This window comes from Rhizobium sp. BT03, assembly GCF_030053155.1.
Lineage (GTDB): Bacteria > Pseudomonadota > Alphaproteobacteria > Rhizobiales > Rhizobiaceae > Rhizobium.
The window spans coordinates 2,342,219-2,360,259 of sequence record NZ_CP125640.1 but is presented as its reverse complement, the minus strand read 5'-3'; the positions used below and the strand labels follow the sequence as shown (position 1 = coordinate 2,360,259).

The following is an 18,041-nucleotide window of genomic DNA, read 5'->3' as shown; positions in this document are numbered from 1 at the left end:
CGCAAAGCGGTAATTATCCCGCTGTTTACGCTATTTTGCGAGCCGGTCGGGCGCGTCTCAGACCGGCCAGGTCTCCAGCCGCCAGGCCGAGTCCCAGAACATCCATTCATATTGCGAGGCGCGCACGAACACATCCATCATCTGAGCACGCTCCGCCGGCGATGCGGCGCGGGCGGCGATATCGGTCAGGGCGATCACTTCGCGGGCGCCGGCGGCAAATTGCGGATCGCCATAGGTATTGATCCAGGCCTGGAGGGCATTGCCCTCGATAACAGGCCGGCTCTTGATCGCCTCGCCGACATGCCAGTAGATCCAGAAGCAGGGCAGGATGGAAGAAAGCGCCACCGCGTAGGAGCGGTGATAGGCGGTGGCGAGCAGAAAATTCGTATAGGCGAAACAGGCAGGCGAGGGTTCGGCCGCCGTCACATCAACAGACGTGATGCCGAACTGGGTGAGGAAGCCGGCATGCAGGCCCTGCTCGACGGTGATCGCCTTCTGCGCCGAACCGAGGAAACGCAGCACCTGCGCATTGTCAGGCGCCTTGGCCGCGACGATTGCCAGGCAGCGCGCATAATGCTTGAGGTAAAGCGCATCCTGCAGAATGTAGTGCCGGAAAACCTCAGGCGGCAGCGTGCCGTCCGAAAGGCGCGTGAGCAGCGGCAAGACCTCGATCTCGGCCATGATGGGCGCGATCCTGTCCCAGGCGGCGGCGGTGAAGCTTTCCGGCAGTTGCGTGCTCTGCGTGCTGGCGTCCATCAATCTCTCCCATCTGAATTGCGCTGCCATATATCGGTGCCGCCGAGGCGAAAGCAAGATTGGTCTGTCCCTCTTTGCTGAGGCTTGATTCCATCATCGGATCATGTATTTCTCTTATAGTGGAATCATGGATTGGAATATGGAAGAGCAACTGGAACAGGCAATCGGCATCCGTATCCGCAAGCTGCGGCTGGATAAAGGATTGACGCTCGACGATCTCGCCACGGCCTCCGGCGTCAGCCGGGCGATGATCTCGCGCATCGAGCGGGCGGAGGCGAGCCCCACCGCCTCGCTGCTGGCAAGAATCTGTGCTGCGCTCGGGCTGTCTCTCTCGGCCTTCTTCGCGGAGGAGGGAGAGCAGGCCTCGCCGCTTGCCCGCCGGCAGGAGCAGCAGGTCTGGCGTGATCCGGAGACCGGTTATCTCAGGCGTGCGGTCTCGGCGCCCGGTACCGCTTCCGATGTCGATATCGTCGAGGTCGAATTCCCCTCCGGCGCCCGCGTCAGCTTTCCCCCGCATGCGGCATCGCATGGCATGACGCAGCATATCTGGCTGTTCGACGGCGAGCTGGAGATGACGGCGGGCGAGGTGGTCTACCGGCTGCGCCCCGGCGATTGCCTCTTCATGCCGGTCGGCGAAGGCCATGTCTTCCACAATCCCGGCAACGCGCCGGCGCGCTATTGCGTCGTGCTCGATCGCGGCGGCCGCTAACAGCTTCAGTTCAGGAGAAGACCATGCCCGATATCCGTATCCTTTCCGCCGAGGAGGCGCGCGCCGCCATTCCGGGGCTTGCGCAAGTGCTTGCCGATTGCGTAGCCGGCGGCGCCTCCGTCGGCTTCATGCAGCCCTATGGGCCTGAAGAGGCCGAGCTCTATTGGCGCGATGTCGCCGATGCCGTCGCCACCGGCGGCAATCTGCTGCTGGTCGCCGAACTAGAGGGCAGCATTGTCGGCACGGTGCAGGTGGGCGCCGCGCAGATGCCGAATCAGCCGCACCGCGGCGATCTGAAGAAGCTCCTGGTGCATCGCTCCGCCCGCGGGCGCGGCCTCGCCCGGTTGCTGATGGAGGCCGCCGAACGCGAGGCGGCACGGCGGGGCAAGACCCTGCTGGTGCTCGACACGGCGACCGGCAGCGATGCGGAGGCGATCTATCCGCGCCTGGGCTGGCAGCGCGTCGGCGTCATCCCGGATTATGCGCTGTGGCCGCAAGGCGGCTTCTGCGACACCACGCTGTTCTACAAGCGGCTTGCCTGATTGCGCCGGCTGGGCTCATTTCGGACGGCCGAAGGCGGAAAGCGTCTCGTGCAGCCTCGCGCCCGCGGTCCATTGCGCAGCATGCCAGCCGAACTGTCGCGCCGCTTCGACATTCACCACCATATCGTCGATGAAGGCGATTTCGCCGGGCAGGGCGCTGGCCCGCTCGGTCGCCAGCCGGAAAAAGTCGGGCGAAGGTTTGCTGTGTCCGAGTGCGGCGGAATAGAAGATACCGTCGACATGCGCGCCAAGGCCGGCCTGTTCCATCAGATAGCGCGCCCGCCTGTGCTCCTGGTTGGTCGCCAGGAACAGCGTGACACCGCTTTGCCTGAGGGCGGCGAGCTCTTCCAGCAGGGTGAGATCAAGGCGGGAATCGTTTTCGAACCAGTAATCGATCAGCGTCGCGGCGCTGAGATGGGGCGCGATCGTTGCCAGCACTTCGGCAAGGCTGGGCTCCAACGCCGCGCGGCCGACAATGATATCGCCCCAGCAGGTCTGGAAGAATTCCTGCTGCAGCAGCTCGGGTCGCAGCCCGAGATCGCGCTCGAGAAAAGTGAAATGCGGCAGGCCGTCGGCCGGCCGGCCATGAATGAGCACGCCGTCGACATCGACCATCAGCACTTTCATGCGGAAATTCCTCGTTCTCAAGACAGCGGCGAAGGTGGCGTTGTTGCTCTGGATGATCAAGAGCTCGCCACACCGCTTTTTTGTCGCGGCAACCCCGTGTAAATCTCGATCTTCAATCAAAGGCAGGATCTGAAATGCGCGTCATCTATTCCGAAGACCACAAGCTGCGTGACGCCAGGACCGAGCTCTATGCCGGCCAACTGGTGACGCCTTTCGAAGCGCCGTTCCGGGCCGAATGGATCCTGACGGCGGTCAAGGAGGCGGGCTTTGCCGATGTCGTGGCGCCCGATTTCCACGGGCTGGAAACGGCTAAAAAGGTGCATGATCCGGCCTATCTGGATTTCCTCGCCACCGTCTGGGATCGCTGGGTGGCGGCCGGTTTTACAGGTGAGGCGATCGCCAATTCCTTTCCGGTGCGCCGCACCAGCCAGCGCGTGCCCGACAATATCGTCGGCGCGATCGGCCATTATGCCAATGCCGCCGACACCTCGATCACCAAAGGCTCCTATGAGGCGGCGATCGCCTCGATGCGCTGCGCGGTGACGGGCGCCGACTGGCTGGGGGAGGGCAATCGTTTCGCCTTCGCGCTCTGCCGCCCGCCCGGCCACCATGCCGGCATCGATCTTTTCGGCGGTTATTGCTTCATCAACAATTCGGGTGTGGCGGCGCAGCGGCTGCTTGATCGCGGTGCGAAAAAGGTCGCCGTGCTCGATGTCGATTTCCACCATGGCAACGGCACCCAGGATCTCTTCTATCACAGAGGCGATGTCTTCACCGCCTCGCTGCATGGCGATCCGATGCAGGCCTTTCCCTATTTCCTCGGCCATGCCGACGAGGAGGGCGAGGGGGCGGGGGCGGGCGCCAACCGCAACTATCCGATGCCGCCGGGCACGCCCTGGGAGGTCTGGTCGTCGGCCCTTGCCGATGCGCTTGCCCGCATCAAGACCTTCGGCGCCGAGGCGATCGTCGTGGCGCTCGGCGTCGATACCTTCGAGCGCGACCCGATCTCCTTCTTCAGCCTCACCTCCGACGATTTCACCCGCATGGGCGCGATGATCGCTTCCGCCGGCCTGCCGGTGCTCGCCTGCATGGAGGGCGGCTACGGTGTGCCGGAGATCGGCTTGAACGTCGCCAATGTCCTCAAGGGCCTGGAAGCCTGATCCCTGCCGATGACCGACGAGACCGTTCCATCCGACATTCCGACATCACGCATGCTGAGCTGGGCGCGCAACTCCACCGTCTATCGCCTCGAGCGGCGGATGATGACGGAAAAGCAGCTCTTTGACGCCATCACCCGCAAGGCGAAGGAGAAATTCGAGGATATCAGCGCGGCGCAACTCAAGGCCGTTGCCGATTTTGCGGTCAAATTTGCCTATGACAACAAGGTGCTCGACGATCACGCCTATGCGGAGGCCAGCACCCGCTCGGCGGTGCGCGGCGGTAAATCGAAGCGCGCGATCGCCCAGAAACTTGCCGCCAAGGGCGTCTCCAGCGACAAGGTCGAGGTGGCACTTGAGGAGGCTGACGATCTCTATGCTGCAGCGGTTTTCGCCCGCAAACGCGCCTTCGGCCCCTTCCGCCGGGTCGAGCTCGACGAAAAGCGAAAGGCGAAAGAGCTTTCGGCCTTCGCCCGCAACGGCTTCAGCTTCGACATCGGCAGGAAGGTCTTCGACATGAGCTTCGAAGACGCCGAACAGGTCATCCTTGCTGGCCGTCGCTGATATCGCATACGAGCTTTTGCTTGGCCGGTTCGCGCCGATGGCTGCCCCTCACCCTAACCCTCTCCCCGTAAAAAACGGGGAGAGGGGACGTGCCCTGCGAGAGGCGGGAGAGGAACGGAGAGGTTGCGGCAATCCCCCTTCGCCCCGCCTGCGGGGAGAAGGTGCCGGCAGGCGGATGAGGGGCTCGCCGCCGATCTTTGGCGCCTCAGCATCAGCGCTCTTGATCCCGGCATGAAAAGTTTGAATTTGGTTCTCACCCGTCTTCGGCCTAGAACCGCGCCAGGATCGGGGGCCACATGGACATCAAGAACATCGAGACCGGGACAGACGGCGCAGCCTTGATTGCGCAGCCGGGCGTATCGCCGACTTCTGGCGGCTTGGCGGCCGGTGTCGTGATGTGCCTGATGTCGATGTCTTCGATCCAGTTCGGCGCGGCACTGTCTTCGTCAGCCATTGCGACCTATGGCGTTGCCGGCGCCACCTGGCTGCGGCTTGCTTTCGCGGCGATCATCCTTGCCGTCGTCGTCAGACCTTCTCTGCTGCGTTATAGCGGTGCCCAATGGCGGGCGACATTGCTGCTCGGTACGACGACGGCCGCCATGACACTCTGCTTCTTCGCTGCGATCCAGCGGCTGCCGCTCGGCCTGGCGATCGCCATCGATTTCCTCGGGCCGCTCTCGGTCGCCGTCTTCGGCTATGGCCTGACCTGGCGGCTCGCCTGGCCGCTGATCGCTGCGGCCGGCATTCTCTTCCTCGCCCATGACGGCGAAGGCTGGGTCGGTAATCTCCCGGGCGTCCTCTTTGCCCTCGGCTCTGCCGTGGGATGGGCGGTCTATATCCTGCTAACGAAGAAGGTCGGCGCTGCCTTCAAGGGGCTGGAAGGTCTCTCGATGTCGCTGATCGTCGCCGGCCTGGTCGCGACACCCTTCGGCCTTGCCGAGACAGGGGGCGCCTTCACGCTGAAGGGACTGGTCGAGGTTCTCGGCCTTGCCATCCTCGTGCCGCTCTTGCCCTATGCGCTGGAGATGGTGGCGCTGCGGCGCATGCCGGCGGCATCCTTCGGCATCCTGATGAGCCTCGAACCGGCGCTCGGCGCGCTCGCCGGCTTTCTGATCCTCGCCCAGCCGATGACCGCGTTGCAGATGCTGGGTACGGCGCTCGTGGTGGCGGCCAGCGCCGGCGCCACCGCCTCCGCGGAAAGGGCCTGAGATCAGGCGGGTTTGCGCTTGGGATCGTCGAGGGCGGGATTGTAGAACAGCGAGAGCACCAGGCTCTTGGCGATCCGCTCCGCCGTCGCCATGAACCAGGCCTTTGCCTCCGGCGTTGGCGCGATATCGTCGAGTGTTGCGGCAAACAGCGACAGCCACTTCGGAAAGAGATCGGGCGTCAGGCTCTGCACACCGGTATGCGCCTGCACCGGCTTGCCGCCATAGGCGCCGCTGCGGAAGGCGACCGCCGACCAGAAGCTCTTCATCTTCGCCATATGCGCCGGCCAGCGGCCGGAGAGCCTGGCGTCGAACACCGGGCCGAGATCGGGATCCGCAAGCACGCGGGCGTAGAAGGTCTCGACCAGCCTGCAGATAAAGGCCTCGTCGACGCCCATTTCCCGCATCTCGGCCTCCGCCCTTTCGCGGATCGCCGCGATATGGGCAGGGCGCCCCTGAATCTCATTGTCCATTGCAAAACCCCGGCGCCGCGTGATGCGGCGCCCTCTCATATAGGTGTTTAACACAGCGAGCCAAAGTCATCCGTGCCCGCTTGCGGCAATCTGTCAGCCCAGGCGCTTCAATCACTCCCCACGCCCTTGACCGTCATCGCCGCCTTCTTTAGATTTAGAATAATTCTAAATTTGGAGAAAGTCATGCTGGCGCGGTTTTTCAGATCCTCGAAACGATCTTTCGAATCGCTGTCCGAGCAGGAGATCCTCGCCCTGGCGATCGCTTCCGAGGAAGACGATGCCCGCATCTATCTCGCCTATGCCGACAGGCTGCGCCGCGAATTTCCGGCCTCCGCCAAAGTCTTCGAAGATATGGCCGAGGTCGAGGACACCCATCGCAAGTCGCTGTTCGAGATCCATCGCCAGCGTTTCGGCGAGCGCATTCCGCTGATCCGGCGCGAGCATGTCGAGGGCTTCTACGAGCGCAAGCCCGACTGGCTCAGGGCAAATCTTACCCTGGATGCGATGCGGCGGGAAACCGAGGCGATGGAGGAGCAGGCCTATCGTTTCTATGTCGAGGCGGCAAAACGCACCTCGGACGCCTCGACGCGCGAGCTTCTCGGCGATCTGGCACTTGCCGAACAAGGGCATGAGGATATCGCCCGCATGCTGGGCGACAAACATACGCCGGAAGATGTCAAGCGCGACGAGAACGCGACGGTGCATCGGCAATTCGTGCTGACCTATGTACAGCCGGGTCTTGCCGGGCTGATGGACGGCTCGGTCTCGACGCTGGCGCCGATCTTCGCCGCCGCCTTCGCCACGCAGGATACGTGGCAGACCTTCCTTGTCGGCCTGTCCGCCTCCGTCGGCGCCGGCATCTCGATGGGCTTCACCGAAGCCGCCCATGACGACGGCAAGATCTCCGGCAGGGGCTCGCCCGTCAAACGCGGCCTTGCCTGCGGCATCATGACGGCACTCGGCGGCCTCGGCCACGCACTGCCTTATCTGATCCCGCACTTCTGGACGGCGACGATCACCGCTGCGATCATCGTCTTCTTCGAACTTTGGGCAATCGCCTTCATCCAGAACCGTTACATGGAAACCCCCTTCCTGCGCGCCGCCTTCCAGGTGGTCCTCGGCGGCGGCCTTGTGCTCGGCGCCGGAATTTTGATTGGGAATGGGTGAGCTGCGGTCGGGCGTAGCCCGAGCAATCGATCCGGTGAATCGATTGCAGCAGCGAACGCCCGGAGCCATGCGGAGGGCCGGGCAGCAGTGGAGCATGCCGAAGCCTTTATTTCGGGCGCTCCGCCCAACGATCAGCTTTGCCGGTCGCGTCGAATGTTTCGGCGAGGAAGGCTGATCTCGGACGCGCACAACGATTAGCCCTCATGGTGAGGAGGCCCGCAGGGCCGTCTCGAACCACGAGGGCGGTTGGGGGAATGCCGCCCCACGGCATGTACATCTGCCGAGGCCGGTGGCCAGCCCCGTCCTTCGAGGCTTCGCCCTGCGGGCTACGCACCTCTGGATGAGGCTGGAGAGAGGGCGTGCCGGTCTCTTTGCCCTTCGCTTACGCTCAGCGCATTCGCGGCTTTGCCGCTCCCCCCTCATCTGCCTGCCGGCATCTTCTCCCCGATGGGGAGAAGGGACTCGTGGCGGCGTCTCACTCCTCTTGAGATCTTTGATGCAGGAGTGATGATCGTGCTGTGCGCTCCCCCTTCTCCCCAGCGGGGAGAGGATGCCCGTCAGGGCAGATGAGGGGGGTTAGGAGCGTCAGCGACGAACACCTTGAGCGGAAGCGAAAGGTAGCAGTGGATGCGTTCCACCCAAAAAGCAAAAGGCCGGCTTTCGCCGGCCTTTTTCCCCACATCCCCCGGAAATCCTTATCGCAGTGCGCCGACCAGAACGTCGCGGCCGTTCTCGATGGTGACCCAGCGGCCGGAATTGTAGCTCGACTGGCGCTTGACGAAGGAATAGGGCGTTCCGTACCACGGCTTGACATCGGAAGCGAGGTTGTCGAGCACGAAATCGCCTTCGGCGGTGCGCAGCGTCAGCACGGCATGGCCTTCGCCATCCGGCTTGCGCACGACGGTCATCAGCAGATCGGCTGCCGAAAAGCCGCGCTGGATCAGCATGCGGCGCTTCAGCAGTGCGAAATCCTCGCAGTCGCCGGCAGTGGTCGGATAGGCCCAGACCTCATCCTTGCCGTAGATTTCCTTGTCGGTCATCGGCGTGATGGTGCGGTTGACCGTGGCGTTGACCGAACGCACCAGCGACCACTTTGCCGGCGTCATCTCGACCGGGCCGGAATTGCGGTTCGCCCCGCATTCGCTGCGGTGGATCTGACAGAAATCATAGTGGCCGATCGGCTGGGATGTGGCATTGCCCGTTACCATGGAAGCATTTCTGCTGGGGGCCGGTATGGCGGCCGTCGCCATCGCAAACATGGCCATCATGGCCACAAAAATACCCTTCATCCGCACGCCCGATCTTCCTCGCATCGCCCCTTATTTATTAACAAAGTGTTAATGGAGAGGGCCGAGAAGAGTCAATCGTTACTTCTTGGGAGCGCCTTGCGACTCGCCGACATGGTTAAAATGCAACGGGTTGAGCACCTGCTTCAGCGGAATTTCCTGGCCGGTGCCGTTCAAACGGGCATCTGCCTGCTCGTCGATGAACCGATGATGCCTTTGACGGCGCTGAGGAGAAGCGCGATATCGCCTGGGCGGGAAAGGCGGTGGTCGCCGTCGCGGATGAAGGTCAGCACCACGTCGTCGGCGGGAAGATGCTCCATAAGTTTCATCGCATGCGCATGCGGCACGTCGGCGTCTTTCATGCCCTGAAGGATATGCACCGGGCAGCCCGTTTCGATGATGCCGTCGAGCACCCGGTTGTCGCGGCCGTCCTCGATCAGCGCCCTGGTATAGATGTTCGGCTCGGGACTATATTGCGACCGTTCTTCGAAATAGCCGCGCTCGGCAAGCGACTTGCGCTCCTTCGCCTTCAGGTTCGGCTCGATCAGCTCGGAGGTGAAATCGGGGGCCGGCGCGATCAGCACCATTCCTTCGAGTTTTGGCCCTTCAAGCTTCGGGCCGCCCTGCCGCGCAAGCTCCTGCGCCAGCCTGAGCGCGATCCAGCCGCCCATCGAGGAGCCGACAAGGATCATCCGTTCTGGGGCGACATGACGGATGACGGCAAGCGCCTCCTCGAGCCAGCGTGAGATCGTGCCGTCGCTGAAGCTGCCGCCGGAAAGTCCGTGGCCGGAATAGTCGAGACGAATGCAGGCAAGCCCGAGTTGCGCCGCCAGGCCGTCGAGTTCCACGGCCTTGGTGCCGCTCATATCGGAGCGATAGCCGGATAACCAGACGAGTGCCGGTGCGTCGCTGCCGGCTTGCGCCGGGCGGACGATGATAGCGATATCACGCGCAGCCTCACCTTCGCCGACACTCAGGAACTGCGGCTGAGCATTGGGCATGTGATCGAACATCGGCGAAACTCCTGTTATTTTGGCCTATAAAACAGATTCTTGGCAGGCTGACAGCGGGTGATTTTTCCGCTAAAGGATGATATTGACTCCGTTGCAGCGATGACGCGATACGTTTGTGCACCCCGATATGGGAGCGCGAGGCTGCAACATTCCGAAACAACGCGAGGAGAATACGACCATTCGCAGACCTTTTAAAACCGACGCGCCCGTGAAGGACGGACCGCGCTCGAACCGTGAAATCCGCATTCCCAAAGTTCAGCTGATCGGGGCTGACGGCGAGAATATGGGCGTCGTGCCTACCGACCAGGCCTTGAGAATGGCTGAGGAAGCCGGCCTCGATCTCGTCGAAATTTCCCCGAATGTCGAACCGCCTGTGTGCAAGATTCTCGATCTGGGCAAGCTGAAATATGCCAACCAGAAGAAGGCTGCCGAGGCGCGCAAGAAGCAAAAGATCGTCGAAGTCAAAGAAATCAAGATGCGCCCTAATATCGACACCCATGATTATGAGGTGAAGATGAAGGCGATGGGTCGCTTCTTCGACGAGGGCGACAAGGTCAAGGTGACGCTGAAGTTCCGCGGCCGTGAAATGGCCCACCAGGAACTCGGCATGAAGCTGCTGCAGCAGGTCAAGGCCGATACGACCGAGTTCGCCAAGGTCGAAGCCGAGCCCAAGCTCGAAGGCCGCCAGATGATGATGGTGCTGGCGCCGAAGTAAGCGCCAGGCACTTTTTCGCCCCAAGGCCGTCCGCAAGGGCGGCTTTTGTGCTTCCGGCCCCGGGACTTTCGGCCCTGTATTTGAAGGGTGCGAAGATTCCTCCGTGGCCCCGTTGCACTTTCAGGACGCTGCGGTTATAAGCGCGCGTCCGAACTGACCGGCAGGGCATGCCGTGGCAGTTTCGAATGCTTGCGGAACGGTTCGTCACTGAAGCCGCAGTTCAACAACAAACGCTCCCGCACCTTGTTGCGACGGCCGGAGAACCGGACTTCGCGAGAAGGGCTTTTGATGAAGCGCGCAGGGAGGACAGAAGGAGTAGCAAAATGCCCAAGATGAAGACGAAGTCCTCTGCCAAGAAGCGGTTCAAGATCACCGCGACCGGCAAGGTCAAGGCTGCCGCCGCCGGCAAACGCCATGGCATGATCAAGCGTACCAACAAGTTCATTCGCGATGCACGTGGCACCATGGTTCTCGCAGAACCGGATGGCCGCAAGGTTATCAAGAATTACCTGCCGAACGGTCTCTGAGACTCGTCCGCGAACGCTAGATTTAAGGAGATCATGATATGGCACGTGTAAAAAGAGGCGTCACCGCCCACGCCAAGCATAAGAAGGTTCTGAAGGCCGCCAAGGGCTTTTACGGCCGCCGCAAGAACACCATCCGCACCGCCAAGGCTGCGGTCGATCGTTCGAAGCAGTACGCTTACCGCGACCGCAAGGTCAACAAGCGCAACTTCCGTGCGCTCTGGATCCAGCGCATCAACGCCGCTGTCCGCGAATTCGGCCTGACCTACGGCCGCTTCATCGATGGCCTGAACAAGGCCGGCATCGAAGTCGACCGCAAGGTTCTCTCCGACATGGCGATCCACGAGCCGGAAGCATTCGGCGCGCTCGTCAATGCTGCCAAGAAGGCTCTTGAGTACCTCAAGGAAGCCGGTACGGCCAACGAGTTTGAAGGCGCGGTCAAGTAACCAGCGCTTCCCAAGCTTTGAATTTATGATTTTGGGAAACCCGCGCTGGTTTGGGCTAGCGCGGGTTTTTCTTTCTTTATATTCCTTGCGCCGGCCGGCGCCTCCTGCCTCCCGATCGCCCGCCTGATACTGGACGGAAAGAAGTGACAATGTCAGATATCGACCAGCTCAACGCATCGCTGCTCGCCGAAATCGTCGCCGCCAACGACGAGGCGGCCCTGGAAGCCGTACGCGTTTCCGCCCTCGGCAAGAAGGGCTCCGTCTCCGAACTGTTGAAGACGCTCGGCGCGATGACGCCGGACGAACGCCAGACCAGGGGCGCTGCAATCAACGTTCTGAAGAATGCCGTGACCGAGGCGCTCGCCGCCCGCAAGGCGACGCTCCGCCAAGAGGCAATCAATGCGCGGCTGAAGGCCGAGACGGTCGACGTCAGCCTGCCGGTGCGCTCTTCGCCCGCCGAGCGTGGCCGTATCCATCCGATCAGCCAGATCGTCGACGAGATCACCGCGATCTTCGCCGACATGGGCTTCTCGATCGCCGAAGGTCCTGATATCGAGACGGATTATTACAATTTCACCGCGCTGAATTTCCCCGAGGGCCACCCGGCCCGCGAGATGCACGACACCTTCTTCTTCCATCCGGACGAGAATGGCGAGCGCAAGGTGCTGCGCACCCATACCTCGCCGGTGCAGGTGCGCACCATGGAAGCGCAGAAGCCGCCGATCCGCATCATCATTCCCGGCAAGACCTACCGCCAGGACTCGGACGCCACGCATTCGCCGATGTTCCATCAGGTCGAGGGCCTGGTCATCGACAAGAAGGCCAATGTCGCCAATATCCGCTGGGTGCTCGAGGAATTCTGCAAGACCTTCTTCGAGGTCGACAGCGTGACGATGCGCTTTCGCCCGTCCTTCTTCCCCTTCACCGAACCCTCTTTCGAGGTCGATATCCAGTGCGACCGCTCCGGTCCGATCGTCAAGTTCGGCGAAGGCACCGACTGGATGGAGATCCTCGGCTGCGGCATGGTCCACCCGAATGTGCTGCGCTACGGCGGCCTCGATCCGGATGAATATCAGGGTTTTGCCTGGGGCATGGGCCTCGACCGCATCGCCATGCTGAAATACGGCATGCCCGACCTGCGCGACTTCTTCAACGCCGACGTCCGCTGGATGACGCATTACGGCTTCCGCCCGCTCGACATGCCGACGCTGTTCGGCGGCCTCAGCGCTTGAACGGAGAATTGGGACGATGAAATTCACGCTCTCCTGGCTGAAAGAGCATCTGGAAACGGATGCCGGCCTCGATGAAATCTGCACGCGCCTCACTGAGATCGGTCTGGAGGTCGAGGATGTCGACGACAAGGCGGCGTTCAAGCCCTTCGTCATCGCCAAAGTTGTCTCGGCGGACAAACATCCGCAGGCCGACCGCCTGAAGGTGCTGATGGTCGACACCGGCGCCGGCGCGCCGGTCCAGGTCGTCTGCGGCGCGCCGAATGCGCGCGCCGGCCTCGTCGGCGCCTTCGCGGCACCCGGAACCTATGTTCCCGGCATCGATGTGACGCTTGCCGTCGGCAATATTCGCGGCGTCGAAAGCCGTGGCATGATGTGCTCCGAAAAGGAGCTGCAGATCTCCGACAGCCACGACGGCATCATCGATCTGCCCGACGATGCGCCTGTCGGCACGAGCTACGCGACCTACGCTCATCTCGACGACCCGGTCATCGAGATCAACCTGACGCCGAACCGGCCGGACTGCACCTCGATCCACGGTATCGCCCGCGATCTCGCCGCTTCCGGCCTCGGTACGCTGAAGACCCGGCCGGCACCGTCTTTCGCCGTCGAAGGCGAGACGCCGGTGAAGCTGACGCTCGATCTCGACGATGCCAAGCTCTGCCCGGGTTTTGCGCTGCGCCTGGTGCGCGGCGTCAAGAACGGCCCGAGCCCGCGCTGGATGCAGCAGCGGCTGATCGCCATCGGCCTGCGCCCGATCAACGCGCTGGTCGATGTCACCAATTACATGACCTTCGACCAGGGCCGGCCGATCCACGTCTTCGATGCCGCCAAGATCAACGGCAACCTCACCGTCCGGCGCGCCACTGAGGGCGAGACCGTGCTGGCGCTCGATCAGCGTGAATATAAGCTCGGCCCCAACAACGTCGTCATCTCCGATGAGGACGGCATCGAATCGATCGGCGGCATCATGGGCGGCGAACATTCCGGCTGCGACGAGAACACCGTCGACGTACTGATCGAATCGGCCCTCTGGGACCCGATGAACATCGCCAAATCAGGCCGCAGCCTCGGCATCATCACCGATGCCCGCTACCGCTTCGAGCGCGGCGTCGATCCGGACTATATGGTGCCCGGTCTCGAACGCACGACGGAACTGGTGCTGGAACTCTGCGGCGGCACGGCCGCCCGGGCCGAGGTCGTCGGCTACAAGGGTTACGAACCGAAGATCGTCGATTTCCCCTATTCCGAGGTCAAGCGCCTGACGGGGCTCGAGGTCTCGGATGAGGAAAGCAACGTCATCCTGACCCGCCTCGGCTTCACCGTCTCCGGTTCGGGCGAGCGTGTCTCCGTCGCCGTTCCTTCCTGGCGTCCGGATGTCGACGGCAAGGCCGATCTCGTCGAGGAGGTCATGCGCATCCATGGCGTCGACAATATCAAGCCGGCGCCGCTCGAAAGCCATGCCGTCGTCAACGGCAAGATCCTGACGACGCTGCAGATCCGCACCCGCCTCGCCAAGCGGGCGCTCGCTTCGCGCGGCATGCTCGAAGCCGTCACCTGGTCCTTCATTGCGGAGGATCAGGCCAAGCTTTTCGGCGGCGGTTCGCCCGCCCTCAAGCTTGCCAATCCGATCGCCGCCGAGATGTCGGATATGCGCCCCTCGCTGCTGCCGGGCCTGCTGACGGCTGCCCAGCGCAATGCCGACAAGGGTTATGCCGACGTCGCCCTCTTCGAGGTCTCCGGCACCTATGAGAACGACCGGCCGGACGGCCAGCGCCGCGTTGCCGGCGGCATTCGCCGCGGCACGGCCTCGCTTGCCGGCGCTGGCCGCGCCTGGTCGAACGCCGCCAAGGGCGGCGGCAAGCCGGTCGACGTCTTCGACGCCAAGGCCGATGCGCTCGCCGTCATCGAAGCCTGCGGCCTGCCGATGGGCAATATCCAGATCGAGCAGGGCGGGCCGGAATGGTATCATCCCGGCCGCTCCGGCACGATCAAGATGGGGCCGAAGGTCATACTCGGCTATTTCGGTGAGTTCCATCCGCTGACGCTTGAGGCGCTCGATGTCTCCGGCGCGCTCTGCGGTTTCGAGGTCTATCTCGATGCCATGGCCGAGCCGAAGAAGAAGGCGACCCGCACCAAGCCGGCGCTCGATCTTTCGCCCTTCCAGGCGGTCAAGCGCGACTTCGCCTTCGTCGTCGACAAGACGGTGGAAGCGGGCGCCATCATCAAGGCCGCGACAAGCGCCGACCGCAAGCTGGTCACCGGCGTCAATGTCTTCGACATCTTCGAAGGCGCTTCCGTCGGCGAAGGCAAGAAGTCGGTGGCGATCGAGGTTCAGATCCAGCCGGCCGAGCGCACGCTGACGGATGAGGATTTCGAGGCGCTGACGCAGAAGATCGTCGCCAGCGTGACAAAATTTACCGGCGGCGTTCTCAGAAGCTGATCCGGTCGACCTTCACCAGAAACAACGGACCGGCTGCCAAGGCGGCCGGTCTTTCACGTGTGAAGATGGTAGAGCTTGCTGACGATCGTCCACCGGCCATCGATTTTCAGCAATGAGAGATAGTCGGTGAAACGCATCCCGGCGAAATCGTCGGTGACCTTGACGCTCGCCGCATCGCCCTCGACATCGACGTTCTGGATATCCATGTAGGGCTGCGTGCCGGGCGGCGCCGGCTCCTCCGCCAGGATGGCGGCGATGAATTCGTCCCGCGTCAGCCATTCGACGGCATTCTGGTAATAGCCGATGATCGAGCTTTTCGGGTGAAAGGCCTTTTTCAAGGCCGCCTCATTGCCGAAGGCCATGCCTTCGACATAGAGATGAACCGTCTGTTCGACTGCCTGCCTGTCCGACATGTTTTCATCCCGTTCTCCGAGATGGCGTTAGATAGTTTCGCCGGCCGCGAAGGCAAGCCCGGCCGGTTGCATCAGGCCGGGCTTTTGTCGCTTACAGGTTCGTCATTGCAAGCGAGGTATCCGAATAGCGTTTTCCCGCCACCTGCGCGGCCGGGATCGCCTCGTCGAGCTGCTGGAGCTCCGCTGCGCTGAGCCCGATATCGGCGGCGGCGGCGTTCTGTTCGAGATGGTGAAGCTTGCGCGCGCCGGGGATCGGCACGATGTCGTCGCCCTGGCTCAGCACCCAGGCGAGCGCCAGCTGCGCGGCCGTCACGCCCTTCTCGGCGGCAAGCTGTTCGAGCGTTGCGACGAGGGCGGCATTGGCGTCGAAATTCTCCGCCTGGAAGCGCGGCACCTGCCGGCGGAAATCGTCCTCGGCGAGATCTTCGACCTTGCGGATCGCGCCGGTGAGGAAACCGCGGCCGAGCGGGCTGTAGGGCACGAAACCGATGCCGAGTTCGCGGCAGGTGGCGAGCACCTCCGCCTCGGGATCGCGCGTCCACAGCGAATATTCGCTCTGCAGTGCGGCGATCGGATGCACCGCATGGGCGCGGCGGATGGTGGCGCTGCCGGCTTCCGAGAGGCCGAGAGCGCGGACCTTGCCTTCCCTCACCAGCTCGGCCATCACGCCGACCGTCTCCTCGATCGGCACATCAGGATCGACCCGGTGCTGGTAGAACAGGTCGATGGTCTCGATCCCCAGGCGCTTCAGCGAGGCCTCGGCGACCGCTCTGACATGCTCGGGGCGGCTGTTGACGCCGGTGATGGCGGCGGCGCCCGCCTGGCTGGCATCGATCTTGAAACCGAATTTGGTGGCGATCACCACCCGATCGCGGAGTGGTTTCAGCGCCTTGCCGAGAAGGATCTCGTTGGTAAAGGGACCATAGACTTCGGCGGTGTCGAAAAAGGTGACGCCGAGATCGACGGCGCGATGGAGCGTCCTCACCGATTCCGCTTCGTCGCTGGCGCCATAGGCAAAGCTCATGCCCATGCAGCCGAGGCCGACGGCTGAGACGGTCAGATCGTTTCCGAGTTTCCGGGTTTTCATGATGCGCTCCTTTTCTGAGCTGGGACCGCTGGAGCATGATACCGAAAAGTCTGAGCGGCTTTCGGACAACCTCATGCTCTCAAAGAGGTCGTTGCGGTACGGGCAGACCATATCCTTGCCACATCGGTCAGAAAATATATGCAAATCATAACGGCTTGTTCTATCATTTCGATCAATGAACAGAACCCAGCTCTCGCAACTCGCCGTTCTCGCCGCCGTTTCGGAGCATCGCAGCTTCCGCGCCGCAGCCAAGGAACTCCTCGTCGCGCCGTCAGCGATCAGCCATGCCATATCGAGCCTGGAGGAAAGCCTGGGTGTCAGGCTTCTGGCGCGCACCACCCGCAGCGTCGCGCCGACGGAGGAGGGGCGCCTGCTTCTCGACAGGCTGCGTCCGGCGCTTGAAGAGATAGATATTGCCCTGGAGGCGGTCCGCGATACACGCGCCAGGCCGGCCGGCAATCTGCGCATCACTGCGCCGCGCTTCGCCTCCGATCTCCTGCTCGCCCCGCGCCTTGGCGATTTTCTCAACCTCTATCCCGATATCACCCTGGAGATCGCCAATGAGGACGGTTTCACCGATATCGTCAAGGAGGGTTTCGATGCCGGCATACGGCTGGAGGAGAGCCTGGAGGCCGATATGATCGCGGTCAAGGTTTCGCCCGATCTGACGACCGTCATCGCCGCCTCGCCCGACTATTTCGAGCGCTATCCGAAGCCTGAACACCCGCGCGATCTCGTCCATCACCGCTGCATCAAGCGGCGCTTTACCAACGGCTCCATCTATCGCTGGGAATTCGAAAAGGACGGGCAGGAGTTGGTCGTCGCAGTCGAGGGGCCGCTTGTTGTCAGCGAGGATCGGCTGGCCCTGCTTGCGGCGCTGAACGGCGCCGGCCTTGCCTATCTCTTCGATATGCGGGTCGATGCCGAACTGGCGAGCGGCAAGCTGGTGCGGGTGCTGGAGGATTGGTGCGCGCCCTATTCCGGGGCGTTTCTCTATTACCCGAGCCGGCGGCAGATGCGCCCGGCACTGCGGGCCTTCATCGATTTCTTCAAATATGTCTAGGAAGATCCGGGCGGCCGGTAAGACCAGCCGCCCGTTCTCTTCACTGGGTCAGGCAGCCTTTGCCTTCTGGTTCGCCGCCGTGGTGGCGAGCTGCGAGAGGGTCTTGTCGGTCGCTGTTTCCTCCTGCAGCGTCTGGTCGAGCAGGCTGACGACATCCTTGAGGCCAAGCGTCGCAGCCCAGGTCTTCAGCGTGCCGTAACGGGCGATTTCATAATGCTCGACGGCCTGGGCCGCGGAAATCAGCCCGGCATCCAGCGCCGGCGTGCCCTTGAATTCCTCCATAATTTCCTCGCCCTCGGCGATAATGCCCTGGATCGCCTCGCAGGTTTTGCCCTGGGCGCGTTTGCCGATCTTCTCGAAAACCTGCTGCAGCCGCTCGACCTGGCCTTCGGTCTGCTCCAGATGCTTCTGGAACCCCGCCTTCAGTTCGGCGGACTGGGCGGCGCGCGCCATCTTCGGCAGGGCGCGCAGGATCTGCCGTTCGGCAAAATAGATATCCTTCAGCGTGTCGTAGAAGAGATCTTCCAACGTCTTTTCCTTGGCCATTTTCTCGATCCTTGTTCTGGGGAAGGCCGCGAATGCGGCGACACATTAAGAAGCAAGGATTGCGCAAATTGTTCCC

Annotated in this window: 20 protein-coding genes; 12 read left to right on the top strand and 8 right to left on the bottom strand. The window is 62.7% G+C overall.

The features are described from left to right. Window positions 1–57 precede the first annotated feature (57 nt). Window positions 58–756: a thiaminase II gene (tenA, locus tag QMO80_RS11670; protein ID WP_283196761.1), complete on the bottom strand. Its 699-nt coding sequence runs from the start codon at window positions 754–756 to the stop codon at window positions 58–60. 139 nt (window positions 757–895) lie between these two features. Between tenA and QMO80_RS11665 the strand changes: the two genes are divergently transcribed. Then, window positions 896–1,465, top strand: coding sequence for an XRE family transcriptional regulator (locus QMO80_RS11665; protein WP_184342592.1), 570 nt, complete (start codon window positions 896–898; stop codon window positions 1,463–1,465). Window positions 1,466–1,488: 23 nt separating this feature from the next. Continuing rightward, entirely contained in the window at window positions 1,489–2,007 is a 519-nt protein-coding gene (locus QMO80_RS11660; protein ID WP_283196760.1) for a GNAT family N-acetyltransferase, read from the top strand. Between the two features lie 15 nt (window positions 2,008–2,022). On the opposite strand, the gene QMO80_RS11655 is transcribed toward QMO80_RS11660, so the two are convergent. Next, on the bottom strand, window positions 2,023–2,634 hold the full coding sequence (locus QMO80_RS11655) for an HAD-IA family hydrolase (RefSeq protein WP_283196759.1): 612 nt from the start codon (window positions 2,632–2,634) through the stop codon (window positions 2,023–2,025). 134 nt (window positions 2,635–2,768) lie between these two features. Here QMO80_RS11655 and QMO80_RS11650 point away from each other — a divergent pair, with 134 nt between their 5' ends. From QMO80_RS11650 to QMO80_RS11640, 3 genes are all read left to right on the top strand, one after another. Continuing rightward, window positions 2,769–3,794, top strand: a complete 1,026-nt coding sequence (locus tag QMO80_RS11650) for a histone deacetylase family protein (protein ID WP_283196758.1) — start codon at window positions 2,769–2,771, stop codon at window positions 3,792–3,794. 9 nt (window positions 3,795–3,803) lie between these two features. Next, window positions 3,804–4,355 (top strand): recombination regulator RecX, encoded by a 552-nt coding sequence (gene recX / locus QMO80_RS11645; RefSeq protein ID WP_283196757.1) that lies wholly within the window; start codon window positions 3,804–3,806, stop codon window positions 4,353–4,355. A gap of 296 nt (window positions 4,356–4,651) precedes the next feature. Continuing rightward, window positions 4,652–5,563 (top strand): DMT family transporter, encoded by a 912-nt coding sequence (locus QMO80_RS11640; protein ID WP_283196756.1) that lies wholly within the window; start codon window positions 4,652–4,654, stop codon window positions 5,561–5,563. Window positions 5,564–5,565: 2 nt separating this feature from the next. Here the strand turns inward: QMO80_RS11640 and QMO80_RS11635 are convergent, their stop codons facing one another. After that, window positions 5,566–6,033 (bottom strand): group III truncated hemoglobin, encoded by a 468-nt coding sequence (locus tag QMO80_RS11635; protein ID WP_283196755.1) that lies wholly within the window; start codon window positions 6,031–6,033, stop codon window positions 5,566–5,568. Between the two features lie 183 nt (window positions 6,034–6,216). On the opposite strand from QMO80_RS11635, the gene mbfA reads away from it, so the two are divergent. Continuing rightward, a complete protein-coding gene (gene mbfA / locus QMO80_RS11630; protein WP_283196754.1) occupies window positions 6,217–7,200 on the top strand; it encodes an iron exporter MbfA in 984 nt (327 codons plus the stop codon). Between the two features lie 695 nt (window positions 7,201–7,895). Here the strand turns inward: mbfA and QMO80_RS11625 are convergent. Continuing rightward, the gene (locus QMO80_RS11625; protein WP_283196753.1) at window positions 7,896–8,495 is read right to left on the bottom strand and encodes a transglutaminase-like cysteine peptidase; all 600 of its coding nucleotides are present in this window, start codon (window positions 8,493–8,495) and stop codon (window positions 7,896–7,898) included. A 164-nt stretch (window positions 8,496–8,659) separates the two neighbouring features. Next, window positions 8,660–9,499, bottom strand: coding sequence for a carboxylesterase (locus tag QMO80_RS11620; RefSeq protein WP_283196752.1), 840 nt, complete (start codon window positions 9,497–9,499; stop codon window positions 8,660–8,662). 178 nt (window positions 9,500–9,677) lie between these two features. Here QMO80_RS11620 and infC point away from each other — a divergent pair, with 178 nt between their 5' ends. From infC to pheT, 5 genes are all read left to right on the top strand, one after another. Beyond that, window positions 9,678–10,214 carry a translation initiation factor IF-3 gene (gene infC, locus QMO80_RS11615; protein WP_012559640.1) on the top strand — a complete coding sequence of 179 codons (537 nt, stop codon included), beginning with the start codon at window positions 9,678–9,680 and terminating at the stop codon, window positions 10,212–10,214. A gap of 323 nt (window positions 10,215–10,537) precedes the next feature. After that, the gene (rpmI, locus tag QMO80_RS11610; protein WP_003570998.1) at window positions 10,538–10,741 is read left to right on the top strand and encodes a 50S ribosomal protein L35; all 204 of its coding nucleotides are present in this window, start codon (window positions 10,538–10,540) and stop codon (window positions 10,739–10,741) included. Window positions 10,742–10,779: 38 nt separating this feature from the next. Then, complete coding sequence (rplT, locus tag QMO80_RS11605) at window positions 10,780–11,184, top strand: 50S ribosomal protein L20 (protein WP_003589162.1); 405 nt, start codon at window positions 10,780–10,782, stop codon at window positions 11,182–11,184. A 149-nt stretch (window positions 11,185–11,333) separates the two neighbouring features. Beyond that, a complete protein-coding gene (pheS, locus tag QMO80_RS11600; protein WP_283196751.1) occupies window positions 11,334–12,416 on the top strand; it encodes a phenylalanine--tRNA ligase subunit alpha in 1,083 nt (360 codons plus the stop codon). A 16-nt stretch (window positions 12,417–12,432) separates the two neighbouring features. Then, window positions 12,433–14,856, top strand: coding sequence for a phenylalanine--tRNA ligase subunit beta (pheT, locus tag QMO80_RS11595; protein ID WP_283196750.1), 2,424 nt, complete (start codon window positions 12,433–12,435; stop codon window positions 14,854–14,856). A gap of 53 nt (window positions 14,857–14,909) precedes the next feature. Here the strand turns inward: pheT and QMO80_RS11590 are convergent, their stop codons facing one another. After that, on the bottom strand, window positions 14,910–15,269 hold the full coding sequence (locus QMO80_RS11590) for a nuclear transport factor 2 family protein (RefSeq protein WP_065092024.1): 360 nt from the start codon (window positions 15,267–15,269) through the stop codon (window positions 14,910–14,912). Between the two features lie 91 nt (window positions 15,270–15,360). Next, entirely contained in the window at window positions 15,361–16,356 is a 996-nt protein-coding gene (locus tag QMO80_RS11585; RefSeq protein WP_283196749.1) for an aldo/keto reductase, read from the bottom strand. Window positions 16,357–16,531: 175 nt separating this feature from the next. Between QMO80_RS11585 and QMO80_RS11580 the strand changes: the two genes are divergently transcribed. Continuing rightward, window positions 16,532–17,419, top strand: a complete 888-nt coding sequence (locus tag QMO80_RS11580; protein ID WP_283196748.1) for a LysR family transcriptional regulator — start codon at window positions 16,532–16,534, stop codon at window positions 17,417–17,419. Between the two features lie 48 nt (window positions 17,420–17,467). Here QMO80_RS11580 and QMO80_RS11575 read toward each other — a convergent pair whose 3' ends face one another. Continuing rightward, on the bottom strand, window positions 17,468–17,965 hold the full coding sequence (locus QMO80_RS11575; RefSeq protein WP_283196747.1) for a ferritin-like domain-containing protein: 498 nt from the start codon (window positions 17,963–17,965) through the stop codon (window positions 17,468–17,470). Window positions 17,966–18,041: the final 76 nt, after the last annotated feature.

What these genes read in the sequence shown, in the direction of transcription:
- tenA (WP_283196761.1), bottom strand. Translation starts at nt 756, where the DNA reads ATGGACGCCAGCACGCAGAGCACGCAACTGCCGGAAAGCTTCACCGCC.
- QMO80_RS11665 (WP_184342592.1), top strand. Translation starts at nt 896, where the DNA reads ATGGAAGAGCAACTGGAACAGGCAATCGGCATCCGTATCCGCAAGCTG.
- QMO80_RS11660 (WP_283196760.1), top strand. Translation starts at nt 1,489, where the DNA reads ATGCCCGATATCCGTATCCTTTCCGCCGAGGAGGCGCGCGCCGCCATT.
- QMO80_RS11655 (WP_283196759.1), bottom strand. Translation starts at nt 2,634, where the DNA reads ATGAAAGTGCTGATGGTCGATGTCGACGGCGTGCTCATTCATGGCCGG.
- QMO80_RS11650 (WP_283196758.1), top strand. Translation starts at nt 2,769, where the DNA reads ATGCGCGTCATCTATTCCGAAGACCACAAGCTGCGTGACGCCAGGACC.
- recX (WP_283196757.1), top strand. Translation starts at nt 3,804, where the DNA reads ATGACCGACGAGACCGTTCCATCCGACATTCCGACATCACGCATGCTG.
- QMO80_RS11640 (WP_283196756.1), top strand. Translation starts at nt 4,652, where the DNA reads ATGGACATCAAGAACATCGAGACCGGGACAGACGGCGCAGCCTTGATT.
- QMO80_RS11635 (WP_283196755.1), bottom strand. Translation starts at nt 6,033, where the DNA reads ATGGACAATGAGATTCAGGGGCGCCCTGCCCATATCGCGGCGATCCGC.
- mbfA (WP_283196754.1), top strand. Translation starts at nt 6,217, where the DNA reads ATGCTGGCGCGGTTTTTCAGATCCTCGAAACGATCTTTCGAATCGCTG.
- QMO80_RS11620 (WP_283196752.1), bottom strand. Translation starts at nt 9,499, where the DNA reads ATGTTCGATCACATGCCCAATGCTCAGCCGCAGTTCCTGAGTGTCGGC.
- rpmI (WP_003570998.1), top strand. Translation starts at nt 10,538, where the DNA reads ATGCCCAAGATGAAGACGAAGTCCTCTGCCAAGAAGCGGTTCAAGATC.
- rplT (WP_003589162.1), top strand. Translation starts at nt 10,780, where the DNA reads ATGGCACGTGTAAAAAGAGGCGTCACCGCCCACGCCAAGCATAAGAAG.
- pheS (WP_283196751.1), top strand. Translation starts at nt 11,334, where the DNA reads ATGTCAGATATCGACCAGCTCAACGCATCGCTGCTCGCCGAAATCGTC.
- pheT (WP_283196750.1), top strand. Translation starts at nt 12,433, where the DNA reads ATGAAATTCACGCTCTCCTGGCTGAAAGAGCATCTGGAAACGGATGCC.
- QMO80_RS11590 (WP_065092024.1), bottom strand. Translation starts at nt 15,269, where the DNA reads ATGTCGGACAGGCAGGCAGTCGAACAGACGGTTCATCTCTATGTCGAA.
- QMO80_RS11585 (WP_283196749.1), bottom strand. Translation starts at nt 16,356, where the DNA reads ATGAAAACCCGGAAACTCGGAAACGATCTGACCGTCTCAGCCGTCGGC.
- QMO80_RS11580 (WP_283196748.1), top strand. Translation starts at nt 16,532, where the DNA reads ATGAACAGAACCCAGCTCTCGCAACTCGCCGTTCTCGCCGCCGTTTCG.
- QMO80_RS11575 (WP_283196747.1), bottom strand. Translation starts at nt 17,965, where the DNA reads ATGGCCAAGGAAAAGACGTTGGAAGATCTCTTCTACGACACGCTGAAG.